General features: G+C 32.9%; 20 protein-coding genes. 3 read left to right on the top strand and 17 right to left on the bottom strand.

From position 1 onward, the window contains the following. Window positions 1–64: 64 nt before the first annotated feature. The 8 genes from ccoG to U0D62_RS04925 all read right to left on the bottom strand — a co-directional run bounded on the left by ccoG (window position 65) and on the right by U0D62_RS04925 (window position 7,464). The gene (gene ccoG / locus U0D62_RS04960) at window positions 65–1,489 is read right to left on the bottom strand and encodes a cytochrome c oxidase accessory protein CcoG (RefSeq protein ID WP_322194232.1); all 1,425 of its coding nucleotides are present in this window, start codon (window positions 1,487–1,489) and stop codon (window positions 65–67) included. Between the two features lie 64 nt (window positions 1,490–1,553). Beyond that, window positions 1,554–2,507 (bottom strand): cbb3-type cytochrome c oxidase N-terminal domain-containing protein, encoded by a 954-nt coding sequence (locus tag U0D62_RS04955; RefSeq protein WP_322194231.1) that lies wholly within the window; start codon window positions 2,505–2,507, stop codon window positions 1,554–1,556. Beyond that, on the bottom strand, window positions 2,504–2,689 hold the full coding sequence (locus U0D62_RS04950; RefSeq protein WP_322194229.1) for a CcoQ/FixQ family Cbb3-type cytochrome c oxidase assembly chaperone: 186 nt from the start codon (window positions 2,687–2,689) through the stop codon (window positions 2,504–2,506). The genes U0D62_RS04955 and U0D62_RS04950 overlap by 4 nt, the downstream gene beginning before the upstream one ends. 5 nt (window positions 2,690–2,694) lie before the next feature. After that, the gene (gene ccoN / locus U0D62_RS04945; RefSeq protein ID WP_322194228.1) at window positions 2,695–4,890 is read right to left on the bottom strand and encodes a cytochrome-c oxidase, cbb3-type subunit I; all 2,196 of its coding nucleotides are present in this window, start codon (window positions 4,888–4,890) and stop codon (window positions 2,695–2,697) included. Between the two features lies 1 nt (window position 4,891). Beyond that, complete coding sequence (gene ccoS / locus U0D62_RS04940) at window positions 4,892–5,086, bottom strand: cbb3-type cytochrome oxidase assembly protein CcoS (protein WP_322194227.1); 195 nt, start codon at window positions 5,084–5,086, stop codon at window positions 4,892–4,894. A gap of 788 nt (window positions 5,087–5,874) precedes the next feature. Continuing rightward, window positions 5,875–6,690 carry a mechanosensitive ion channel family protein gene (locus U0D62_RS04935; protein ID WP_322194225.1) on the bottom strand — a complete coding sequence of 272 codons (816 nt, stop codon included), beginning with the start codon at window positions 6,688–6,690 and terminating at the stop codon, window positions 5,875–5,877. 13 nt (window positions 6,691–6,703) lie between these two features. Next, a complete protein-coding gene (locus U0D62_RS04930) occupies window positions 6,704–6,886 on the bottom strand; it encodes a hypothetical protein (RefSeq protein WP_322194223.1) in 183 nt (60 codons plus the stop codon). Next, the gene (locus tag U0D62_RS04925) at window positions 6,886–7,464 is read right to left on the bottom strand and encodes an RNA polymerase sigma factor (RefSeq protein ID WP_322194222.1); all 579 of its coding nucleotides are present in this window, start codon (window positions 7,462–7,464) and stop codon (window positions 6,886–6,888) included. Before U0D62_RS04925 ends, U0D62_RS04930 begins: the two co-directional genes overlap by 1 nt. Window positions 7,465–8,299: 835 nt before the next feature. Here U0D62_RS04925 and U0D62_RS04920 point away from each other — a divergent pair. Continuing rightward, a complete protein-coding gene (locus U0D62_RS04920) occupies window positions 8,300–8,449 on the top strand; it encodes a hypothetical protein (protein ID WP_322194220.1) in 150 nt (49 codons plus the stop codon). A 780-nt stretch (window positions 8,450–9,229) separates the two neighbouring features. Next, on the top strand, window positions 9,230–9,652 hold the full coding sequence (locus U0D62_RS04915; RefSeq protein WP_322194218.1) for a doxx family protein: 423 nt from the start codon (window positions 9,230–9,232) through the stop codon (window positions 9,650–9,652). Between the two features lie 129 nt (window positions 9,653–9,781). Here the strand turns inward: U0D62_RS04915 and dsrP are convergent, their stop codons facing one another. The 7 genes from dsrP to U0D62_RS04880 all read right to left on the bottom strand — a co-directional run bounded on the left by dsrP (window position 9,782) and on the right by U0D62_RS04880 (window position 17,431). Further along, on the bottom strand, window positions 9,782–11,002 hold the full coding sequence (dsrP, locus tag U0D62_RS04910; protein ID WP_322194217.1) for a sulfate reduction electron transfer complex DsrMKJOP subunit DsrP: 1,221 nt from the start codon (window positions 11,000–11,002) through the stop codon (window positions 9,782–9,784). A 110-nt stretch (window positions 11,003–11,112) separates the two neighbouring features. Then, on the bottom strand, window positions 11,113–12,234 hold the full coding sequence (locus U0D62_RS04905) for a 4Fe-4S dicluster domain-containing protein (RefSeq protein WP_322194215.1): 1,122 nt from the start codon (window positions 12,232–12,234) through the stop codon (window positions 11,113–11,115). A gap of 32 nt (window positions 12,235–12,266) precedes the next feature. Then, window positions 12,267–12,893 carry a cytochrome c3 family protein gene (locus tag U0D62_RS04900; RefSeq protein WP_322194214.1) on the bottom strand — a complete coding sequence of 209 codons (627 nt, stop codon included), beginning with the start codon at window positions 12,891–12,893 and terminating at the stop codon, window positions 12,267–12,269. Then, window positions 12,886–13,584 (bottom strand): nitrate reductase cytochrome c-type subunit, encoded by a 699-nt coding sequence (locus U0D62_RS04895; RefSeq protein ID WP_322194213.1) that lies wholly within the window; start codon window positions 13,582–13,584, stop codon window positions 12,886–12,888. Before U0D62_RS04895 ends, U0D62_RS04900 begins: the two co-directional genes overlap by 8 nt. Window positions 13,585–13,588: 4 nt before the next feature. Next, complete coding sequence (locus U0D62_RS04890; protein ID WP_322194212.1) at window positions 13,589–15,916, bottom strand: molybdopterin-dependent oxidoreductase; 2,328 nt, start codon at window positions 15,914–15,916, stop codon at window positions 13,589–13,591. Between the two features lie 4 nt (window positions 15,917–15,920). Next, complete coding sequence (locus tag U0D62_RS04885; RefSeq protein ID WP_322194211.1) at window positions 15,921–16,160, bottom strand: hypothetical protein; 240 nt, start codon at window positions 16,158–16,160, stop codon at window positions 15,921–15,923. Between the two features lie 2 nt (window positions 16,161–16,162). Further along, complete coding sequence (locus U0D62_RS04880) at window positions 16,163–17,431, bottom strand: alginate export family protein (RefSeq protein ID WP_322194210.1); 1,269 nt, start codon at window positions 17,429–17,431, stop codon at window positions 16,163–16,165. 136 nt (window positions 17,432–17,567) lie between these two features. On the opposite strand from U0D62_RS04880, the gene U0D62_RS04875 reads away from it, so the two are divergent. Then, window positions 17,568–17,792 carry a YgaP family membrane protein gene (locus U0D62_RS04875; protein WP_322194209.1) on the top strand — a complete coding sequence of 75 codons (225 nt, stop codon included), beginning with the start codon at window positions 17,568–17,570 and terminating at the stop codon, window positions 17,790–17,792. Here U0D62_RS04875 and pdxH read toward each other — a convergent pair. Together pdxH and U0D62_RS04865 are read right to left on the bottom strand one after the other, a co-directional pair. Next, a complete protein-coding gene (pdxH, locus tag U0D62_RS04870) occupies window positions 17,789–18,394 on the bottom strand; it encodes a pyridoxamine 5'-phosphate oxidase (protein ID WP_322194208.1) in 606 nt (201 codons plus the stop codon). The two genes, U0D62_RS04875 and pdxH, sit on opposite strands and share 4 nt — an antisense overlap. A gap of 5 nt (window positions 18,395–18,399) precedes the next feature. After that, complete coding sequence (locus U0D62_RS04865; protein ID WP_322194207.1) at window positions 18,400–20,787, bottom strand: heavy metal translocating P-type ATPase; 2,388 nt, start codon at window positions 20,785–20,787, stop codon at window positions 18,400–18,402. Window positions 20,788–20,865 lie beyond the last annotated feature (78 nt).

The raw sequence follows: 20,865 nt of genomic DNA, 5'->3' as shown, positions 1-20,865 counted from the left end.
TTTTTTAATTTTATTACTAGACGTTAACATTAATAGAGAAAATTATTGATAGCATCACACTTTACTATCGATAACTTCTAGGGCCTAAAAAAGCGGCTTTTGTAGTTTCTATTAAGGTATCACCACTATACACCCCTATTTTTATCCTGTCTTTATCTCCACTTAATGCAGCTGCATTAACCTCTATAAATAATGTACCTTCTGCTAATCCCTGTTTCGGGACTGTAAAATTTTTATGGGTTACAGATTCAATAGTTCCTTTGTGTGATAATAATTTAAAATATACATCTTCAATATCTTCAGTTGTTTTATTTACTAATTTGTACGTATAAACATTACTAATAATATTATTCTCTTTTCTTTCATATAATTGCCCTGGTAATCTTAATACATTAGCTTCTACATCATTTCGTAAGAAAGACATCCCTAAAAGAACTCCTGTTAGAATGAATAATACAGCACTATACCCTTTAAGTCTATTTGTAAATTTGAATTTTGTTTTTTTGGCGATGTTTTCCTCGCTTGCATATCGTATCAATCCTTTTGGAAGATTAACGCTTTCCATCATGTGATCACAAGCATCAATACAAGCGGTACAGTTAACGCATTCTAATTGTGTGCCATTACGAATATCGATTCCTGTTGGGCATACATGCACGCATTGAAAACAATCAATACAATCTCCTTTTCCTGTTGAAGGACGCTCTTCATTTTTTTTAAACTTAGCTCTTCCAGCTTCTTTTTCACCACGTTTATAATCGTATGCTACAACAATAGATTTAGAATCAAGTAATACTCCTTGTAATCTGCCATATGGACAAGCGATAATACACACTTGTTCCCTAAACCATGCAAAAACAAAATAAAAGATTGCAGTAAAGATCAATAGTGATACCAGTGTACTCAAGTGTTTTTGAGGACCATCTATAAAGATGTATTGAATAAGATTGTCGCTACTAATGAGGTAGGCCAGAAAAACATTAGCAATCAAGAAGGATATTATAAAAAATATGAACCATTTGAGAACTCTCTTTTTAATTTTATCAGCGTTCCAAGGTTGTTTATTTAATCGAATTTGTTTTCCTCGATCTCCTTCAATCCAATATTCTATTCTTCTAAAAACCATTTCCATAAAGATGGTTTGTGGGCATATCCAGCCACAAAATAATCGACCAAAAGCTACAGTAAATAGAGTAACAAAGATTACTCCAATAATCATAGAAATTACAAACAAATGAAAATCCTGAGGCCAGAAAGGAGCTGCAAAAATATTAAAACGACGTTCTAAAACATTAAACAATAAAAATTGGTTACCATTTATTTTTATAAATGGAGCTGCAAATAGAAATACGAGTAGGCCATAGCTTACCCAGGTACGGTATCTATAATATTTACCACTAGGTTTTTTGGGATAAATCCAGGCTCGTTTACCTTCTTCATTGATGGTAGCTATAGAATCTCTGAATTTTTCATTTTCTGGCGCGTCCAATTTAAATTGCTTTTATTTTGTTCTATTATTTAAGTGTCTTGTATTTAGGAGAAATGAGTTTTGGTTATTCATTTACTACTATAGTAGAATCTTTTGCTACTTCCAGTGATTCTTGTTTTGATGTTTCTTCTTTGATAGTATCGGGATCTACCCAAATCTCTCCTTGTGATTCTTTGGGTTCGGCAGGAGTTGTACCCCCTAGTGTAATGACATAACTCGATACTTGTGCAATTTCTGCAGGTTTTAAAGTTTGTTTCCAGGCGACCATTCCTTTTCCGTCACGACCACCTTCAGAAATTGTTCGAAATACGTTTTTAATCCCACCACCTAAAATCCAATATTGATCGGTTAGATTAGGGCCAATACCACCGCCACCGTCAGCTTTATGGCAAGCCACGCAATTAGTGGTAAAAACTGCTTTTCCAGCACTTATATCTGATGGTTCGGTTAATAGGGTCACTGTGTTAACATCTACTAAATCTTTGGCTGTTCTTTTATATTCTTCAATAGCGATTAATGCCTCTGCTATTTCCGATTCATATTCTTCGGTTTGCGTATAGTCATTAAATACATGAAAGCGAATCATATAAATTACTCCAAAAATGATGGTAGCATAAAAACCATATACCCACCAGGGAGGAAGATTATTATCCAGTTCTTTAATACCATCATAATTATGATCAAGTATTATTTTATCTTCTTCTTCTACAGGTTTACTGTCGAGTAACTTTAGATATGTTTTTTTGATCCATCTAAATTGCTTTTCCTTTTTATTTTTTTGTGCTACCAGGTAACGTTCTTGAGCCTCTGGTTTTAAAGACAGAAATAATATGTTTTTTAGAGCAGCCAAACTGATTTCTATAATAATCGCGAATAAAGCTACCATACCCAATCCCAACCAACTTAAAGGCTCTGCTATAAAAGCCGATGTTGATCCTGTATCTACAGTAAACTCAATTAATATATAGGCAATTAGTAAAAAAGAAAATACTCGTATATAGGATGCAGTGGTTCTCATAATATGTCGTCTTTATTGGTTTCTAAAGGAATGTTGCTAACTTCTTTAATATGTTCTTTTTTGGCTGTATATACCCACCAGAATAAGGCGGTAAAAAAGATGAAAAATATGAGTAATGAGATCATAGGGTAGATCTCAATCCCTTCTATGCTTTCCATATGACCTTTAATAAATTTTAGCATAATAATTATTCTTTAGTTTGAGCTACGTTTTCTTTTACTTTAATATCTGTTCCTAATCGTTGTATATATGCAATAAGAGCAACAACTTCTCTGTGGCGCATTTCTATAAATTCTTCACCGTTTTCTTGGGCAAACTTTTTATCGGCCTCATAGGTTTTGGCAAAATCAGGGTCGCTATAAAGATTTTTCTCTATTTGTGTTGCCTGCTCCTCCATCCATTCTTGAGCACGGGTAATCTCTTCTGGAGTGTAAGGAACTCCTAACGATTGCATAGCTTTCATTTTGGTTTCAGTTTGTGATCGATCCAGTTTGTTTGTAATTAACCATTTATAGCTAGGCATTATAGATCCAGATGAGGTGCTTTGAGGGTCATAGAAATGATTAAGGTGCCAGTTGTCTGAGTATTTTCCACCTATTCGCATCAGGTCAGGCCCGGTTCGTTTGCTTCCCCATAAAAAGGGATGATCATATACATATTCTCCGGCCTTTGAGTATTCTCCATAACGTTCTACCTCGCTACGAAACGGGCGAATCATTTGCGAATGACAGGAAACACAACTCTCGCGGATATAAAGATCACGTCCTTCTAACTCCAGAGGTGTATAAGGTTTAACACTACTTATTGTTGGGATATTAGAATCAACCATTAATGTAGGTACGATCTGTACAGCACCACCAATTAAAATTGCTATTGTGGCAAAAATGGTTAGTTTAACAGGTCGTCTTTCTAACCAGGTATGATAACCTTCTTTAGTAGTTCTACGTCTTGTTACTTTGGTTAAAGGAGCTGCTTCTGCTAATTCGTCGGTTACTTTACTTCCGCTCTTTACCGTTTTTACAATGTTATATAGCATGATAAAAACTCCAAGAATGTAAATACTTCCTCCAATAGCTCTCATCCAATACATGGGTATGATTTCGGTTACCGTTTCTAAGAAATTACCATATACAAGACTTCCGTCGGGATTAAACTGTTTCCACATAGAAGCTTGTACAAACCCTGCTACATACATTGGTAATGCATACATTATAATCCCTAATGTACCTAACCAGAAATGAACATTAGCTAATCCATTAGACCAAAGTTTTGTTTTAAATAATTTGGGAATTAACCAATATGCCATACCAAAGGTCATAAACCCATTCCAGGCCAATGCTCCTACGTGTACATGAGCAATTACCCAATCACTGAAGTGAGCAATGGCATTTACATTTTTTAAAGAGAGCATGGGTCCTTCAAAAGTTGCCATACCATATCCTGTTATGGCAACTACCATAAATTTGAGTACCGGATCTGTTCTAACTTTATCCCAGGCGCCGCGCAAAGTCAATAAACCGTTGATCATACCTCCCCAGGATGGAGCAATTAGCATGATAGAGAAAGCTACTCCCAGATTTTGTGCCCAATCCGGTAATGATGAATAAAGTAGGTGATGAGGTCCTGCCCAGATATAGATAAAGATCAACGACCAAAAATGTACAATTGATAATCGATAAGAATATATGGGTCTATTAGCTGCCTTAGGGATAAAATAATACATAAGCCCTAGAAACGGAGTAGTTAGAAAAAATGCAACGGCATTGTGACCATACCACCATTGTACCAAAGCATCTTGTACACCTGCATATACAGAATAACTCTTAAGAGCGCTGATAGGTAGCTCTAAACTATTAAATATATGAAGTACGGCTACGGTCACAACAGTTGCAATATAAAACCATATTGCAACGTATAAGTGTCTTTGCCTACGCTTTAAAATAGTTGCGATAAGATTCCACCCAAATACCACCCAAATCACTGCTATAGCAATATCGAATGGCCATTCTAGTTCTGCATACTCTTTTGAAGTAGTATATCCTAATGGTAATGTTATTGCTGCTCCTACAATAATCAACTGCCAAGCCCAAAAGTTGATTGAACTCAATGTATCACTAAACATTCTGGTTTTGAGTAACCTTTGTGTAGAATAGTATACTCCAGCAAAGATGGCATTACCTACAAAAGCAAAAATGACAGCATTGGTATGTAAAGGGCGTAAACGACCAAAGCTTAACCAGGAAATACCATCTGTGAGATTAGGGAATAAAAACATGAAAGCCAGTAGCAATCCAACGGACATTCCAATGATTCCCCAAAACATTGTTGCATACAAGAATTTTTTTACGATGTTATTATCGTAGTAGAATTGTTCCATTTCCATATTATGATTGATTATTTTTTATAGATGTAGAGTTTTTTTCTTTGGATTCTTTTACCAATTCATCATCGAAGAGCATACGAATAGATGGAGTATATATGTCATCATATTGTCCGTTTTTAACAGAAACAATAAAAGCCACAAAAAAAATAATAGCTACGATGATACTAATGGTTAAGAGAACATAGATGACACCCATACTTTTTTATTATGCCCCAAAAGTATGTGCGAAGCTTTTTTTAAAAAATGACATTTATCAGCTTTTGTGAAGTAAATTAGGTTGTAGAGCTGGATTCTTAGTTTTTGTAATTTTAAATGACGTTGTTCTTAAATAAATTGAGCGTAGAAGAAAAACTCTGAAACGTCTTAAAATAAATATGGTTAAAAACTAAGAGAGAATGTAATACAAATAAAGGGTGCTTTCCTGTTTGATATAAATCTTAATTATTTCCCCTATTAAAAATAAATAAAACGCTAAACAGCAATATGACACCCTTTATACTAACTAATTGCGGTAGATGAATTTGGTTTACGTCAATCAAATCCATCAAGTAAAACAGAATTATGACATTCGGTTTTGGGAGGTTGCATTCTATGCATATAAAAAACTAAACTTGACTTTCTTCCTTTTCGCTTTTCCTTATTCGTTTTTTTACTTTTAAATATTCTGACCAATTATTAAGCATAAAAATTAGTAATACAATTAAGGTTAATACTTGAATTATAATTAATACAATCATGCGTGTTTCTATTTATTTTGAAAACTAAATTCTTATTATGGCCATTCTCTATTACATATGACACAGATGATTGTGAAAAGTCACTCTTTTTATGATTTTTTCTTGAAAAATTATTGATGTAGGCAAAATAATAAGAGCTTAGAATTATTATCTGAGATGCTTAAAAGGAAAACGAAATGTTAATGTGAATTGTTGATTGTTAATAATCAAAATAGTTTTAGAAATATTAGAATATTTGAAAAAAGGATTATTCAATAATTTCGATTTTTTTATTTGCGATGAGTTTAATAGGATATACCGTTTTATGTCCTTCGTTATTTTCTATTACAATAGAAATATTATCAATAGATATGATAACTCCTTCAAAACCATCTACTTTTATTTTTTGTCGAATCTCTAAGTTTTTTCTTGTATAGAATCCTAATAACAATCTATATATAATATCTCGGGATCCTAATCCCAATGCTATAGTAAAAGCGGCCAAAAACGCCCCCAGAATTAATGACAAATTGTTAGTTATTATATCAGTATTTATTCCTACTTGATTAAGAGCAGTAATAGAAACAATAACAAAGATGATAAAGAAGAGTATTGAACTAATAATTTTAGAACCACTTAAATCAAATGATTTAAGCATGGTATAGACAGATTTTTTAATGAGTGAAGCTAGGTATAGACCAAAACCGAAAATTACTATTGCACTAAATATTTTTGGTAAATAATCAATAAGTCTTCCTGCTTCATTTGATACAATGGTAAGTCCAAACAAATCTGAACCAACGATGACTAATACAAGAATTAAGAACCACTTAATGAATGTTGTGATGATTTGTGTAGGTTTGATATTAATGGAAGAATTAAATAGTACACCATTCTCTCCTATTTTAGAGGTCAATGAATCTATTTTGGTTAACCCCAATGATTTTTTTACGACAAACAGTATTACTTTAATAATAAACCAGCTAAGAAAAAAGAATATAATAGCTCCTAGAATATTTGGTAAAACGGAGTACAATTCATCAAAAATATTCTTGGGTAATTTAAAATCTAATAATTTTTCCATATACGTTTTGAAATTAGTTGTTATTTGGTTTATCTATCAGTTTTAATATTTCTTCGAGAGAATTGGGGTATTTGATAGCAAATAAATCAGCTAAATCGAGGGATAACTTGACGATTTCAATATCTTCAAGCACTTTTCTTCTTACCGATTCAGGTAATTCTTCGCTATGAATTATTTTTTTAAATGGGTTTTTCATTAGTATAGGGTATGATAGGTTTTTAATAATCGAGACTTTGCTCGACTTAATCTCATTTTTACGGCACTGTCTCCAAGATTTAGGTTTGTTTTAATTTCTTTAATAGATAAATCATCTTGATACTTCATCATTAAAATGATTTTATCTTCGGGGTTTATTAGTTTTAAAGCTTTGGATAGCTTTTCTGATTTTAAGTTCAGAATCTCTTTATCTGCAATTTCTGTTTCTTCAGTTTCTGAATAATTGAGTATAGTATCGGTTAAGATAATTTTGTCGTTCTTTTTTTTGCGTACTCGTTGTACATAGTTTACACAAAAGTTATACGTAAAAGCGTACAGCCAAGTCGAGAACTTCGAAGTTCCTTTAAACGTTTTAAGTTTGGCAAATAATAAAACAAAGATATCATGAGTCAAGTCCTGAGCTTCTTCTTTGGATTTAACAAAACTGAGACATTTGTTATAAACCATTTTTGCATATCTATCATATAAAATAGCATACAGATGAGTATCATTGCTTTTGGCAATCTTAAAAACCAACTCCTTATCATCCAAACTACTATCTACCCCTATTTCTTTCAATCTATAATCACATTATACATAATCCCCTATTCTGGTTAGACACAGAGAATCATAAATGGTCACATCTTTTTTTGAAAAACATTAAAAAAATGTTTTTGCGTACAGTTAAGTTAAGCAAAAGATGGGGTTATTTATGTTAACTGTTTGATTTATTGGCTGTTTAGTGTTTTTTGCAATGTATATCGATATTATTTTATCTTTTTTTGTCAGATACTACTTATTTAAGAGGTAATATTATAAGTAAAAGATGAAATGTGTTAATGGAGTAGCAAAGTAATTTTGATATTTCTACGATGTTTTTAAGGTAAAATCAGGAATATTTATGCTGTTAATTGTTAATTATTGTTAAAATAGTACCTTTTTATACATAGTACTGTAACGAAATTTGATTTCTGACGTCTAGTAAGTAAATACCAATCATTAAAACATAAAAATTATGAGAACTTTAGACAACAATCAAATCACTAAAAAATTAAATAGTACAAAAGGTTATGTATGGAACTCAAAGAGACGTTTTAGATAAACCAATATTAAGAATTAAATGAAAATATAAACCCGTTAAAAACAATATTATGAGAACTTTAGACAGCAATCAGATTACTAAAAAGTTAAACAACACAAAAGGTTATGTGTGGAATTCAAAGAGACGTTTCAGATAAACCAATATTAAGAATTAAATAAAAATATCAATCATTAAAACATAAAAACTATGAGAACTTTAGACAGCAATCAAATTACTAAAAAATTAAACAGTACTAAAGGTTATACCTGGAACTCTAAAAGACGTTATAGGTAACTTTAATTAAAAATTTCATCAATCAAAAAACTAATCATCATGAGAACTTTCAGAAACATAAGAAAAAAACTAAGAACCGCAGCAATACAGAAACATAATTTGTTTTTAGATTGTGCATCAAATCTTAACAATTATGAAGGCAATTTATATCCCGGAAATAAACGTTATTTATACGCAGTTGAGCGTTAATTTTTAAAGGGCTGGATTTAGTAAAAATTCAGCCTTTATTTATTGTCGTTAATCATAGCCTACCCAAAATTAAACCCTAATCGAAGTTTTAACTAAAACTGTAGATATAAAAACTCTAAAAGTCGATATCCTTAATGTGACTTTAATTTCTATACCTGTTGGAGTGCGTCTGATTATTTTTCCACCGAAGTAACAACAAAAAGAATACAAAAAAGAAATACTAATACATACATACCTTATTAGCATAATCGCATTTTAGATTGTAAAGAATTTTAATATAAATAGAAGTAAGATTAGAAATATAATTCTTTACCTAATTAACTCGTGTACTTTAAAATTCTCACTTTTTTGTAAAAAAGCATTAGCGATATTATAAAATGAAGATTAAAAATGTTGTTCAGTATCTTTTGAGGCTTTGAATTAAGGTCTATAAGCTCTCCTAAACAGTATATAATTAAATTTTTAATATCGAATAGGTAACAATTAGATCATTGTATTACATCATTTTTATCAGGTCTATGACGTAATAATTATTAACTAGGGTAAACGCGTATAAGAAGGGGATTTTTCCCTTAATTTATTGTTAAAATACATCCTTAGAATATCTGCTAACATTACATTTGATGATGTTATAATCAAACATTTATTAAGATTTTTTAATTACACAAACTTAACATTTAATCAAGGTTCAAAAGGATTTTTAAATCTATTGATCAATGATTTATTTCTAACTAAATATTGTATGAAACAGAATTAATCGTGTAAATTAAACATAAATCAATGAATGTAAAAAGAAGAATATCAAGTAGTCGTTTTCTAATCATTAGCATTGGATTAGTATACGTATGGTTTGGGGCATTAAAATTTTTTCCTGGAGTTAGTCATGCTGAGAAATTGGCCCAAAATACAATGGATGTGCTTACACTAGGTCTTATTTCTCCAAATGTTTCAATTATTTTGTTGGCTCTATCAGAAACGATAATAGGGGTATTATTAATTTTAAATATTTATAGGCATGTTGTAATTCGTATAGCATTAGTTCATATGATATTTACTTTTGTACCTCTGTTTTTATTCCCAGAACAATCGTTTTCTGATTCACCTCTTGTCTTTACATTACTTGGACAATACATTTTTAAAAATATAATTATTATTGGGGCTTTATTAACATTATACAAACTTCCTAAATCGATTAGGGTATAAAAAAATGAGGGTTCACTTTAAAAATTGATACAAATCCTCTGTAATGGATGCACTTAACTATGGTACTATGACCATTTGATAGTATCAAAATTAGCTATATAATAAGCCGAATTCTTTTAAAATTCGGCTTTATTTTGCTTTAAATCGAAGTTTACCTAGTTCAATTTTAATCGAGGTTTTAGCCAAAATTGTAAATATAAACGCTCCAAGAGCCCATATTCCTAGAGTAACTCCAATTTCTATACCTGTTGGAGTATACTCAGCTATTTTACCATAAGGTCCAGGAATAAAACCTGGTACAATTAACCCAAATCCTTTCTCGATCCAGATTGCTATAAAGAGCATAAAGCATGCAAAATATAAAACTTTGAAGTTATTCCGTAATTTACCAAAAGTAAGAATAATTGTTGCTAATACATTCAGAGGAATTGCAGTCCAAATCCATGGTAACAATGCTGTTTTACCGTGTAAACCAAAGAATAAATAATATGCACTTTCGCTATGATGCGTGGGAGCATAAAACTCTTTAAACAATTCTGAAATCAACATAATAAGATTGATTTGGGCTGCCACGGTAACGATCATCCCAATTTTTTTAATTGTTTTATCTTCAATTTTAAATTCGGTAAAAGTCCGGATAATGGCGAGTACTAAAATGATCAAAGCGGGTCCAGCTGCAAAAGCTGATGCTAAAAAACGAGGCCCTAATAAGGCATTGTTCCAAAATGGTCGTGCTTGTAAACCTTGATATAGGAAAGCGGTTACCAGATGAATGGCAACTGCCCAGAAAACTGATAGAATTGCTCCTGGGACATATATCCTAGGGTTAGGAACTTTTCCTTGATATCTTGTAAAAAGAATATAAAAGGGAATAGAAATATTTAAGAATAAGTACCCGTTCAATACAATTACATCCCAGGTAAGCATGGAGTTTGGAAAATTAAATACTCCAATTCCTGGTATCATATGCCATAAAACTGAAGGGCCTCCCATATCAGCTACCACAAAAGCAAGACACATAATTAATGCTGCTACTGCCAATCCTTCTCCTATAAGAACGGCTTGCTTAAAGTCAATATCTTTTAAGACATAGGTAGGCATTACTAACATTACCGCTGCTGCAGCAACTCCTACCAAAAATGTAAAATTAGAAATGTATAATCCCCAACTTACTCTATCTGTCAATCCGGTAACACTCAAGCCATATTCTAATTGTATAGAATAACAATACATGCCTATTAACATAACAAATGTCAAAAATGCCATCCAGAGATGATATTTTTTTGAGCCTTTAGTTATGGTATCCAAGCTATCTTTTACTAAACTTATAAAAACTTTAAGTTGTGTCATTTTAATTGTTTTTTGGTTTAAACCAAATTTCTGAGGCCAAACTATATTCTCCTTTTCTTTATCTATTAGAATATGACCTTGGTTTTTTGATAAAGAAAAATATATCCTATTCAATCCATAAAGTACCAGAACTTAGGTTCGGTACCTAGGTCTTCTTTTAATCGAAAAACCTTTTTGTTTTCAAGTACCCAACGTATAGTGCTATTAGGATCTAATAAATTTCCAAAAATCCTTGCTCCGGTTGGACAGGCTTCTACGCAAGCGGGGTTTTTACCAGCTCGAGATCGCTGGACGCAAAAAGTGCATTTTTCCATTACTCCTTTTTTGCGCATACGATTTCCTAAATAATGTTGATTCTTATTAATTTCTTCTTCAGGAACTTCAGGAGTACTCCAATTAAAACGTCTACCATCATAAGGGCAAGCTGCCATGCAATAACGACATCCTACACACCAATCGTAATCAACAACAACCAAACCGTCTTCTTCTCTCCAGGTTGCCTGTACAGGGCATACATCTACGCAAGGAGGGTTATCACAATGAAAGCATTGAGTACCCATATAAAAATGACCTTCTGCTGGTACTTCATGGTAATAATTATCATCAGCTTCATTAAAATTAAAACCTTTTCCATCCTTCATCTCATGTATCCGGATATATTGCATTTCAGAATTTCTATCTTGATTGTTTTCTTTAACACAGGCACTTACACAATCCATGTATCCCTGACATTTGGAAATATTGAATGCATAACCAAATAATACATCTTTCTCAGCATTTTGAGAGGACATATTGATCGTTTTTCCTTTCCTTATTTGATAAGAACGTACCAATCGATCTACAGTGGCTTTCTTCTCATCATCATTCATTAATTTATAGTTGCCTTTGAATTGTTCTTCCCAATCGATTTGTGCTTTTTCTTTAGATTTATCATCTGTTATAACACTACAAGAAGAGCTTACCGCTCCAGCTCCAATGAGCAAACTTGCTGTTAACTTCCTAAATGCAGTACGCCGATCCATTTGTACATCAAATACCTGATCAAAACCATCTTTTTTTCGCTCATCTCCTATGGCGGCATCAACAGCAGTATCAAAATCCTCGTTACTCATTTGATAGTCCGAGTGAGAACCGCATCCTCCTGAGGATTTTCCGCAGCTACAAGTATCTGTAGATGTTGTTTTCGAATTACCCAGATTTAATGAAAACCATTTTTTTGTAGTATCGCTCATTCTTTTAAATTTTATAATTCGAAACTTGGTTATTATTCTCGTTCTTTTGCTTTTTGAGTATTAAAAACAGAAGGCCATCTGCTTTCAAAAGCAGGCTTGTGCGGGTCATGACAATTTACACAGGTCATTGATGCTCTTGGTGGCGCCCAACCAGCTACTTTTTTGCCGTGTGCCCCTCCTTTCCAATCTTCAAATTGATTAGTATGACATTGGCTACATAGTTTGTAACTTCTGTTAAAATCAATAGTATTACCAGTTAAACTTTTTAAGTTATCCATATCATCACCATTATGACAAGTAATACAATTCATAGTATTTACATCTGCGTGAGATAGTTTAATATCCCAATGCGCTTTTTTCAAACCGTCATTACTTTGCATTTTGGACAAAGGCTGATTGTGACATTCTGTACATTTATAAGACTTGATTTGACTTTTACGTTCTGGTATCAAAAAAGTATGCTCTCCTTCAGTAATTTTAAGAGTTTCAATTCCTTCTATTAATGATTCAGAAGAAATAGTAGTGCCGTGGTAATTTTTGCTTTTTGCTTCTATTTTATTAGTAATACTATGATATTCTTCTTCGCCGTGTTTACAAGAGGAAAGCGTAAGCAAAAAGAGCACTATACAGCCCAGCGTATGTAGTATATATTTATTCATCATAATTTTTATTATCTCTGATAAAAGTTGCAGTATCTAATCCGTTGGTATTATTTAAGACATGGCATTGCATACAGTTAATACGTTCGGGATGTGTAACTCTAATCTCTTTTGGAGCTGCGGGTCCTGCGTGACAAGCCAGGCAATTTTCTCTCATTTGTATAGGGTGAGGAATCATAGGAGGGCTACCAGGCAGTGCATTATTAACACCTACTTTTGGGGCTTGCTCTTTTGTAAAGGCTGTCTGTACAAATAATGTTTCTGAAGTTTTGGCAACGTGACATTGTCGGCAATTGATCATTTCTGGATGAGGAGTCACAGGTGCATACGCTTCAAACTTAGCAACAAAACCACCATTTTGATGACATTGAAGACAGGTGTTTCCGCCCATACTTCTTTCTTCTTTTACGGGATGAGGTATAAAAGGAGGAGCTCCATAATAAGCTCTGTTATTATAATAAGTTTCCAATGTTCTTTGATAGTTTTCATCAATTGGCATACTTGCATAATCTAATGCTAGCTCTGAATTGTCAAATACTTTGTTTTCTGATAAAAAAACTTTGTATGTATCTGCATTCTTAATTGTAATGTATGCCTCTTTTAACCCAGTCTGGTAGCTATAATTCCAAATAATAATAAAAGCTGCAAACAGGATTGTAAATAGCGATATGATACCTAGTCTCTTTCTCATAGTATTAGGCTTTTTCAACTTTTACCGCACACTTCTTATAATCAGGTTCTTTTGATATTGGACAAAAAGAATCTAATGTGATATCATTGATTAATAAATTTTCGTCAAAGAAAGGAACAAACACCTGCATCGGTGCTGGGACACCTCTTTGATCTATAGATGCTGGTAATATAATTTCGCCACGACGGGTAGTTAATTTTACTTTATCTCCTGTTTTGATTTGTAATCGTTTTGCATCATTAGGGTGGAGTTCTACATACGCATGTGGCATGGCTTTATGTAGCACAGGAATTCTTCGGGTCATAGATCCGGTATGCCAATGTTCTACTACGCGTCCTGTGTTTAACCAGTATGGATATTCTTTGTCGGGTTCCTCTGCTGCTGGTTCATAAGGTCGTTGCCATATGATTGCTTTACCATCGGGTTTCCCGTAGAAATGAAAATCTTCACCATTACTACAAGCTGGATCATACTTGGCATTGAATCGCCATTTTGTAGATTTTCCATCTACATAGGGCCACATTGCTCCTGGTTGTGATTTTAGGACTTCCAGTGGAGCCATATTATGTTTTTTGTTATCGTGGTGTTTTCGATACTCAGAATAAATCTCTTCGATATGTGTTTCTTCAGTATAGTAGAATTGTTTTTCATATCCCATACGTTTTGCTACCTCTACAATTTGCCAGGTATCACTCATTGCTTCTCCTGGAGGGTTAACCATCTGATCAAAGTGTTGAGTTCTACGTTCAGAGTTGCCAAAAATTCCTTCGCGCTCTATCCACATAGCGGATGGTAATATTACATCTGCAATATCAGTGGTAGGAGTAGGATAGATATCTGAAACTACTATAAACCTTCCTTCTTTTTGAGCTCCATCTCTATATCTTTTTAGTTTGGGCATTGTGACCATAGGGTTTGTTACTTGTATCCACATAAAGCGAATATCTCCTCTGTCTAATGCTCTAAACATTTCTACAGTATGATATGTTGGTTTTGAAGGAATATTCTCTGCTGGAACATCCCAGATCTTGGCGGCAAATTCTCTATGCTTTTTGTTTGTTACTACTCCGTGTGGCAGCTTATGAGTTAAAGTTCCTACCTCTCTTACTGTTCCACAAGCACTAGGTTGCCCTGTTAATGAGAAAGGACTATTGCCAGGTTCAGAAATTTTTCCTGTGAGCAAGTGAATATTATAAACCAAATTATTAATCCAAGTACCACGAGAGTGCTGATTCATACCCATACACCATAGCGACATTACCTTTTTGTTAGGATCTCCATATAAAGCAGCCATATATTTGATATCCTTAACTGATACTCCGGATATTTTAGATACTTTTTCTGGGGTGTAGTCTTCAAGAAAAGTTTTATAAGCTTCAAAATCAATTTTCTCTGGTTTGTCATTGAATACATAGTTGTCTTCTAGGCCATATCCCATATTAGTGAGCCCTTTATTAAAATTGCAGTGTTTTTCTACAAAAGATTTGTTGACCCAACCGTTATTAATAATTTCATAACAAATAGCATTAGCTACTGCCAGATCTGTTTGTGGTTTAAAGAGAATAGATGAATCTGCCGCTTTACTGGTTCTGGTTGTTCTGGTAGCAAAATCAATAATTTTTACACCTCGCTTCAATCGTTGATCTAACAATCTGGAGAAGAGTACTGGGTGCATTTCTGCCATATTATTCCCCCAAAGAAAAAATACATCGGCATAATCAATATCTTCATAACATCCCATTGGTTCATCGATTCCAAAAGAAGTAAGGAAACCTGTAACAGCACTAGCCATGCATAATCGGGCGTTAGCCTCTACATTATTGGTTCCGATACAACCCTTAAATAATTTTGAAGCAGCGTAACCATCTGGTATTGTCCATTGTCCAGAACCATAAATAGATACAGAATCTTTACCGTGATCTTTTATGGTTTCCTGCATTTTAGAAGCTATCAAATCAAGAGCTTCTTTCATGGATGTTTCAACATATTGACCATTTTTCTTTATTAATGGTTTGGTCAATCGATCTTTACCATATAATGCCATAATAGAGTGATACCCTTTTACACAACACAGTCCTTTATTGACAGGAGATTTTGGATCTCCTTTTACAGCTACGGCTTTTCCATTTTCTGTGCCAACTAATACGCCACATCCTACACCACAGAATCGGCATGGGGCTTTTTTCCAATCCAAAGAAGCGCTGTTGAGAATACCTTTTTCTTGTTCCTCGGCAAATAATATTCCTGGAAACATAGTAGCGGCTGCTGTCATTGCGGATAATACAGCCATTTTTTTTATAAATTCTCTTCTATTAGTTATGGAGGTATACATAAGATTAGTTGTTTTGTGGGGTATTAAATCCGGAAACCATAGCTAGTAATTTTAGGCTATCGATAGTGTCCAGTTTTTCTTTTAGAATTACTTCTTCTGTTTTATTTTCTGTTTCGGTAACCAGTATAAGTACATCCTGGTTTTGAGCAGGCATTACTTCGCATTGATGTATAGTAGATAAAGCTTCAATGAGTTCTTCTTTTCTTCCTTTATAAGGATGGGCGAGATAGCTTTTGATTGGCATAATTATTTATTATTTGAAGTAAATAAAGTTGGCTTTATAGTTACCATAATCCACCCCCAATAATTGGAGTTACCATCAAAATTGTTTTTCAATATTTCCATTCCGTCAGAAGGGAATAGATGAGAATATCCAGCTTTAAAGCTTATATGTTTCTGAAAATCATATAAATATACAAAATCGATCTCGGTTCCTAGTGTTTTGTCGGTATCATTTCCAGGGAAATTTGCTGCTGCAGAAAAATAATGTCCAGCAATATTTAATCTTGATTTAGAATTGAGTTTTACATCAATTTTTGCATACAAATCTATTAACCCTACATTGTCAATATGATTGCCAACATAGAAGTAATCCATCAATCCGTTAAACTTATGATTAGTCCCATAAAATGGATTAAAAGCATTGTTATCTCCATTGGTGGGAGTACCATCATCATTTCCACTTAATAATTCTCCGCCTAAGGTTCCTTTCCATTTTTCTGCTAACTGATAGTTTGCCTCCAGGCTTAACAAATAAGCGCTGAGATCGTTATTGTTAACATCATTTCCGAACTGATAATATAGATTTGATACTAGCTTTAACTTATCTTGATTATATTTCAGATGAGTACCTATAGTTTGACTATATCTAGTTTCATCATTATCTGAATTAGTTGGATCTATAAATTGTAATCCATTATTTAGGAACAGGAAACTACCTGAAAAATGTTTCCATTCTTTATGTAACCAAGCATATTGAATGCTTTTATATGTGTTTGGGATGGTAAGTGTATTTCCTAACAAAGCTTCATTATCTTGATTAAAAGCAAATCCTAAATTAATGCTTAAACTTTCTTTATTATATTTTATGAGTGCTGCATCGTGACTACGTGCTTGATGTGCCCAGTTTACACTACCAAAAAGCCGTTGATCATCTAAATTAATTTCCTGGCGCCCTAGTTTTAAAGATAAATTGGGAGTGAAAAGAATTTCTCCCCAAGCTTGATGTACACTAGAACCGTTATTATCTGCTGTATTGAGTTGAGGTACATCACCCCACACTCTTATATCCTGGATACTTAAATAAAAATTTAGCTTTTCAATACTATATCCGACATTTAATCGAGTACGTTGTGATACAAATGCAGCAGGATCTTCATTATCTGGAAAAAGTGTTTTAAATCCGTGACGATACTCAAAACGAGGTCGTAATTCTGCATCGACTTTTAATTGTGCTGTACTTATTGCGATAAATGATATAAGGAAGATTAAAGTAATTGACTTAGTTCGTTTCATAAACAAGATCTAAAAGTTAGTCCCACAAAGTTTAGCCAATTAATCATCTTATAATATGATATTTATCAGGTTTTAGTTTTCATTTCTTTCAGATTTTTGTTTTAAACTTATTATTAAACATTTAGTCAATTAAGAGATGAAAAAGAACTTAGGAAAAGTTGATTCTATCATTAGAATTCTTATAGGAGTTGTATTGGCATATTTATTTTATAATAATATTATAGCTGATACTTTAGGTGTTGTTTTATTATCCGCATCGGGAGTATTAATTATTACTGGATTTATGGGATGGTGTCCTTTATATCGATTACTAGGAATAAGAACTTGTCGAGTAAAAAATGGTTTGAAAGAAGACAATTAAATAGGTTTGTATTTTACTTTTTTTGACCAATCATAATTTGATTGCAATCGGTACGTCGTAACCTGATTATAACCGGATAAAACATAAGGTTTTGTAAATATGAGTTCTTGAGGTTTGACAAGGTAACCTCCCCAATATGCTGGTTTTGGAATTGTTTTGCCTTTAAATGTTTTCTCGTAGTGAATTAGGCGTTCTTCTAAGGTTTTTCTGGATACAACCACTTCACTTTGTTTTGAAACCAATGTGCTGAGTTTACTTCCTTCTGGGCGGGATTCAAAGTATCCTTCAGATAAGTTTTTAGCAATTTTTTCTGCTGTACCAGTTATGGAAATTTTACGATTAGAGGATTCCCAATTAAATAATAAAGAAACACGATTATTCTTGTCTATAGCTCTTCCTTTTTCGCTTTTATAATTTGTAAAAAAAATAAACCCTTCCCAGGTAAACCTTTTAAGAAGTACTATTCTGGTTTTAGGATAACCATCCAGGCCTATGGTTGAGAGAGCCATAACATTGGATTCTTCTTCTGGGTGCCTCATATCAATGTCCAGAAACCACTTCTGAAAGTGCTCAATAGGATTATAATCTTCTTGAGGTTTCATTGTGTTTAAGGTTTTAGTTTTTTACCGTACCAATTTGTAAGCGTTGTTACGTATATTACTATAGAAATAGAACTTATAGGCATTAATATTGCAGCAATAACGGGAGATAGTTGTCCTGTGATTGCAAAATATAAACCAACTAAGTTGTATAAAAATGATAGAACAAAACTAGATTTGATAATCTTTATGGTATTCTTAGATATTTTTAGATAACAACTAATTTTATTAAAATTAGCAGCGTCCAGAATGGCATCGCAAGCGGGTGAAAATACATTTACGTTTTCTGAGATAGATATACCTATATCACTTTGAGCTAAAGCACCGGCATCATTGAGTCCATCACCAATCATAATTACTTTATTTTCTTTACTTTGTAAAGCTTCGATATAGCGAAGCTTATCATTTGGTTTTTGATTAAATATTAATTCTGTATGTGATGGTAATAGTTGTTTTAAATAGTTTTTCTCTCCTTCATTATCACCAGAAAGAATAGATAATTTGTGTGTTTCAGATAAAGTATTGAATACTTTTTTAACGCCTTCTCTGTATTGGTTCTGAAAAACAAATTTCCCTTTATATTTATTGTTAGTACTTACATGTACAATTGTATTAAGGTTTTTGTGATTATCGTTATTACTAACAAAATCAGAGGAACCTATTTTTATAGTATCTTGGGCAGACCTTGCTTCAATTCCCTTACCGGCATACTCTTGATATTCATCTAAAACCCGAATATTGTGCTCTGATAGTATATTATAAAGAGATCTACTTAAGGGATGGTTAGAAGAGCGAAGCGTGTTTTTTAACAAAGAAGCTTCTTCTTCAGTAAGTTCTAATCCCTGATACGTGATATTACTTTTTTTGTTGGTGGTAATAGTTCCTGTTTTATCAAAAATTACGGTATTGGCTAGTGCGATTTGTTCAATTACATCGGCATTTTTGAGATAAAATTTATTTCTACCAAAGATTCTTAACATATTGCCTAATGCAAAAGGTCTGGCTAATGCCAATGCACAAGGACAGGCAATTATTAAAACGGCTGTAAATACATTCATTGCTTTGGATGAATCGACAAATAGCCAGAAAGTTGTCGCTAAAACTGCAATACACAGAATAACTATTGTAAAATATTTGCTTATGTTATCTGTAAGATTGGTAAAAGATGCAGATTTATCTTTATTAAATACTTCGTTACTCCATAATTGAGTTAGATAGCTTTGTTCTACAGATTTTAATGCTTCAATTTCTATAGCTCCGCGCAATTGTTTACCTCCTGCAAATAGTTTATCTCCTGATTTTTTTGAGACGGATTCACTTTCACCAGTCACAAAACTATAATCAATTTGTGCATTACCATTTATCAAAATTCCATCTACAGGAATCAGTTCTTCGTTTCGGATCAATAATCGATCTCCTTCTTTGATATCGTATACTTGTATATTCTCTTCGACTCTTTTTTTATTCTTTGAAATAATTTTGGTAACTGCAATAGGAAAGTAAGATTTATAATCTCTTTCGAACGATAAAAATGAATACGTTTTTTGTTGAAAAAACTTTCCAAGTAGAAGAAAGAATACTAACCCGGTTAAACTATCAAAAAAACCAGTTCCCCAATCAAAAACAATTTCAGAGGTGCTTCTTAAAAACAATACCAAAATACCTAAAGCTATGGGAACATCGATGTTAAGTAATCTGGAACGAATGCCTTTATAAGCAGAAATAAAGTAATCCTGAGCCGCATAAAATACCACTGGTAATGAAAAGGCAAACATGAGCCACCTGAAGAGGTTTTTGTATTTTTCTAACCAGAATTCTGATACCTCAAAATATTCTGGGAAAGACAAAAACATTACATTACCAAATGCAAAACCTGCTATTCCTAGTTTATAGATGAGACTGCGATTAATCTGTTTTTGACCATTAGTATAATCATCCAGACTGATGTAGGGTTCGTATCCTATTGAGCTTAGTAAAATAACGACTTCTTTAAGAGTAATCTGCTTTGAGTTGAAAGTAATACGAACAGTTTTTTTAGGAAAATTAACCTGAGAAACCTGAATGGCGGATTGTAGTTTATGTAAGTTTTCTAAAATCCAAATACAAGAACTGCAATGTATATGAGGAATGTAAAGTGTAATAATTTGAGTAGTGTCATTACTGAATTCAATTAATTTTTCAATAATATCAGTAGAACCGAGATAATCGTATTTTCCTTTAATTTCTGTAGGAATGGCACCAGGAGCAGATTGTAAGTCATAATAGCAGGATAGATCATTATTCGAAAAAATATCATATACAGTTTTGCACCCATGACAACAGAAGTGTTTTTGATCAAAAGCAATTATAGTTTTACCACAGTCATTTCCGCAGTGGAAACAAGTAGAGTCTATCATAATACGATCTCATTTGATACAAAAGTCTCTAAATCAAGGATTACATAATATGATAAATATCATATTTCTTCTCCCAGA

The organism is Aquimarina callyspongiae (genome assembly GCF_034322225.1).
Taxonomy (GTDB): domain Bacteria; phylum Bacteroidota; class Bacteroidia; order Flavobacteriales; family Flavobacteriaceae; genus Aquimarina.
This window is presented reverse-complemented; position numbering and strand designations above follow the sequence as displayed.

Excerpts from the sequence above, each read along its gene's own strand:
- U0D62_RS04955 (WP_322194231.1), bottom strand. The coding sequence starts at position 2,507 with ATGAGAACCACTGCATCCTATATACGAGTATTTTCTTTTTTACTAATT.
- U0D62_RS04950 (WP_322194229.1), bottom strand. The coding sequence starts at position 2,689 with ATGCTAAAATTTATTAAAGGTCATATGGAAAGCATAGAAGGGATTGAG.
- ccoN (WP_322194228.1), bottom strand. The coding sequence starts at position 4,890 with ATGGAAATGGAACAATTCTACTACGATAATAACATCGTAAAAAAATTC.
- ccoS (WP_322194227.1), bottom strand. The coding sequence starts at position 5,086 with ATGGGTGTCATCTATGTTCTCTTAACCATTAGTATCATCGTAGCTATT.
- U0D62_RS04935 (WP_322194225.1), bottom strand. The coding sequence starts at position 6,690 with ATGGAAAAATTATTAGATTTTAAATTACCCAAGAATATTTTTGATGAA.
- U0D62_RS04930 (WP_322194223.1), bottom strand. The coding sequence starts at position 6,886 with ATGAAAAACCCATTTAAAAAAATAATTCATAGCGAAGAATTACCTGAA.
- U0D62_RS04920 (WP_322194220.1), top strand. The coding sequence starts at position 8,300 with ATGAGAACTTTCAGAAACATAAGAAAAAAACTAAGAACCGCAGCAATA.
- U0D62_RS04915 (WP_322194218.1), top strand. The coding sequence starts at position 9,230 with ATGAATGTAAAAAGAAGAATATCAAGTAGTCGTTTTCTAATCATTAGC.
- dsrP (WP_322194217.1), bottom strand. The coding sequence starts at position 11,002 with ATGACACAACTTAAAGTTTTTATAAGTTTAGTAAAAGATAGCTTGGAT.
- U0D62_RS04905 (WP_322194215.1), bottom strand. The coding sequence starts at position 12,234 with ATGAGCGATACTACAAAAAAATGGTTTTCATTAAATCTGGGTAATTCG.
- U0D62_RS04900 (WP_322194214.1), bottom strand. The coding sequence starts at position 12,893 with ATGAATAAATATATACTACATACGCTGGGCTGTATAGTGCTCTTTTTG.
- U0D62_RS04895 (WP_322194213.1), bottom strand. The coding sequence starts at position 13,584 with ATGAGAAAGAGACTAGGTATCATATCGCTATTTACAATCCTGTTTGCA.
- U0D62_RS04890 (WP_322194212.1), bottom strand. The coding sequence starts at position 15,916 with ATGTATACCTCCATAACTAATAGAAGAGAATTTATAAAAAAAATGGCT.
- U0D62_RS04885 (WP_322194211.1), bottom strand. The coding sequence starts at position 16,160 with ATGCCAATCAAAAGCTATCTCGCCCATCCTTATAAAGGAAGAAAAGAA.
- U0D62_RS04880 (WP_322194210.1), bottom strand. The coding sequence starts at position 17,431 with ATGAAACGAACTAAGTCAATTACTTTAATCTTCCTTATATCATTTATC.
- U0D62_RS04875 (WP_322194209.1), top strand. The coding sequence starts at position 17,568 with ATGAAAAAGAACTTAGGAAAAGTTGATTCTATCATTAGAATTCTTATA.
- pdxH (WP_322194208.1), bottom strand. The coding sequence starts at position 18,394 with ATGAAACCTCAAGAAGATTATAATCCTATTGAGCACTTTCAGAAGTGG.
- U0D62_RS04865 (WP_322194207.1), bottom strand. The coding sequence starts at position 20,787 with ATGATAGACTCTACTTGTTTCCACTGCGGAAATGACTGTGGTAAAACT.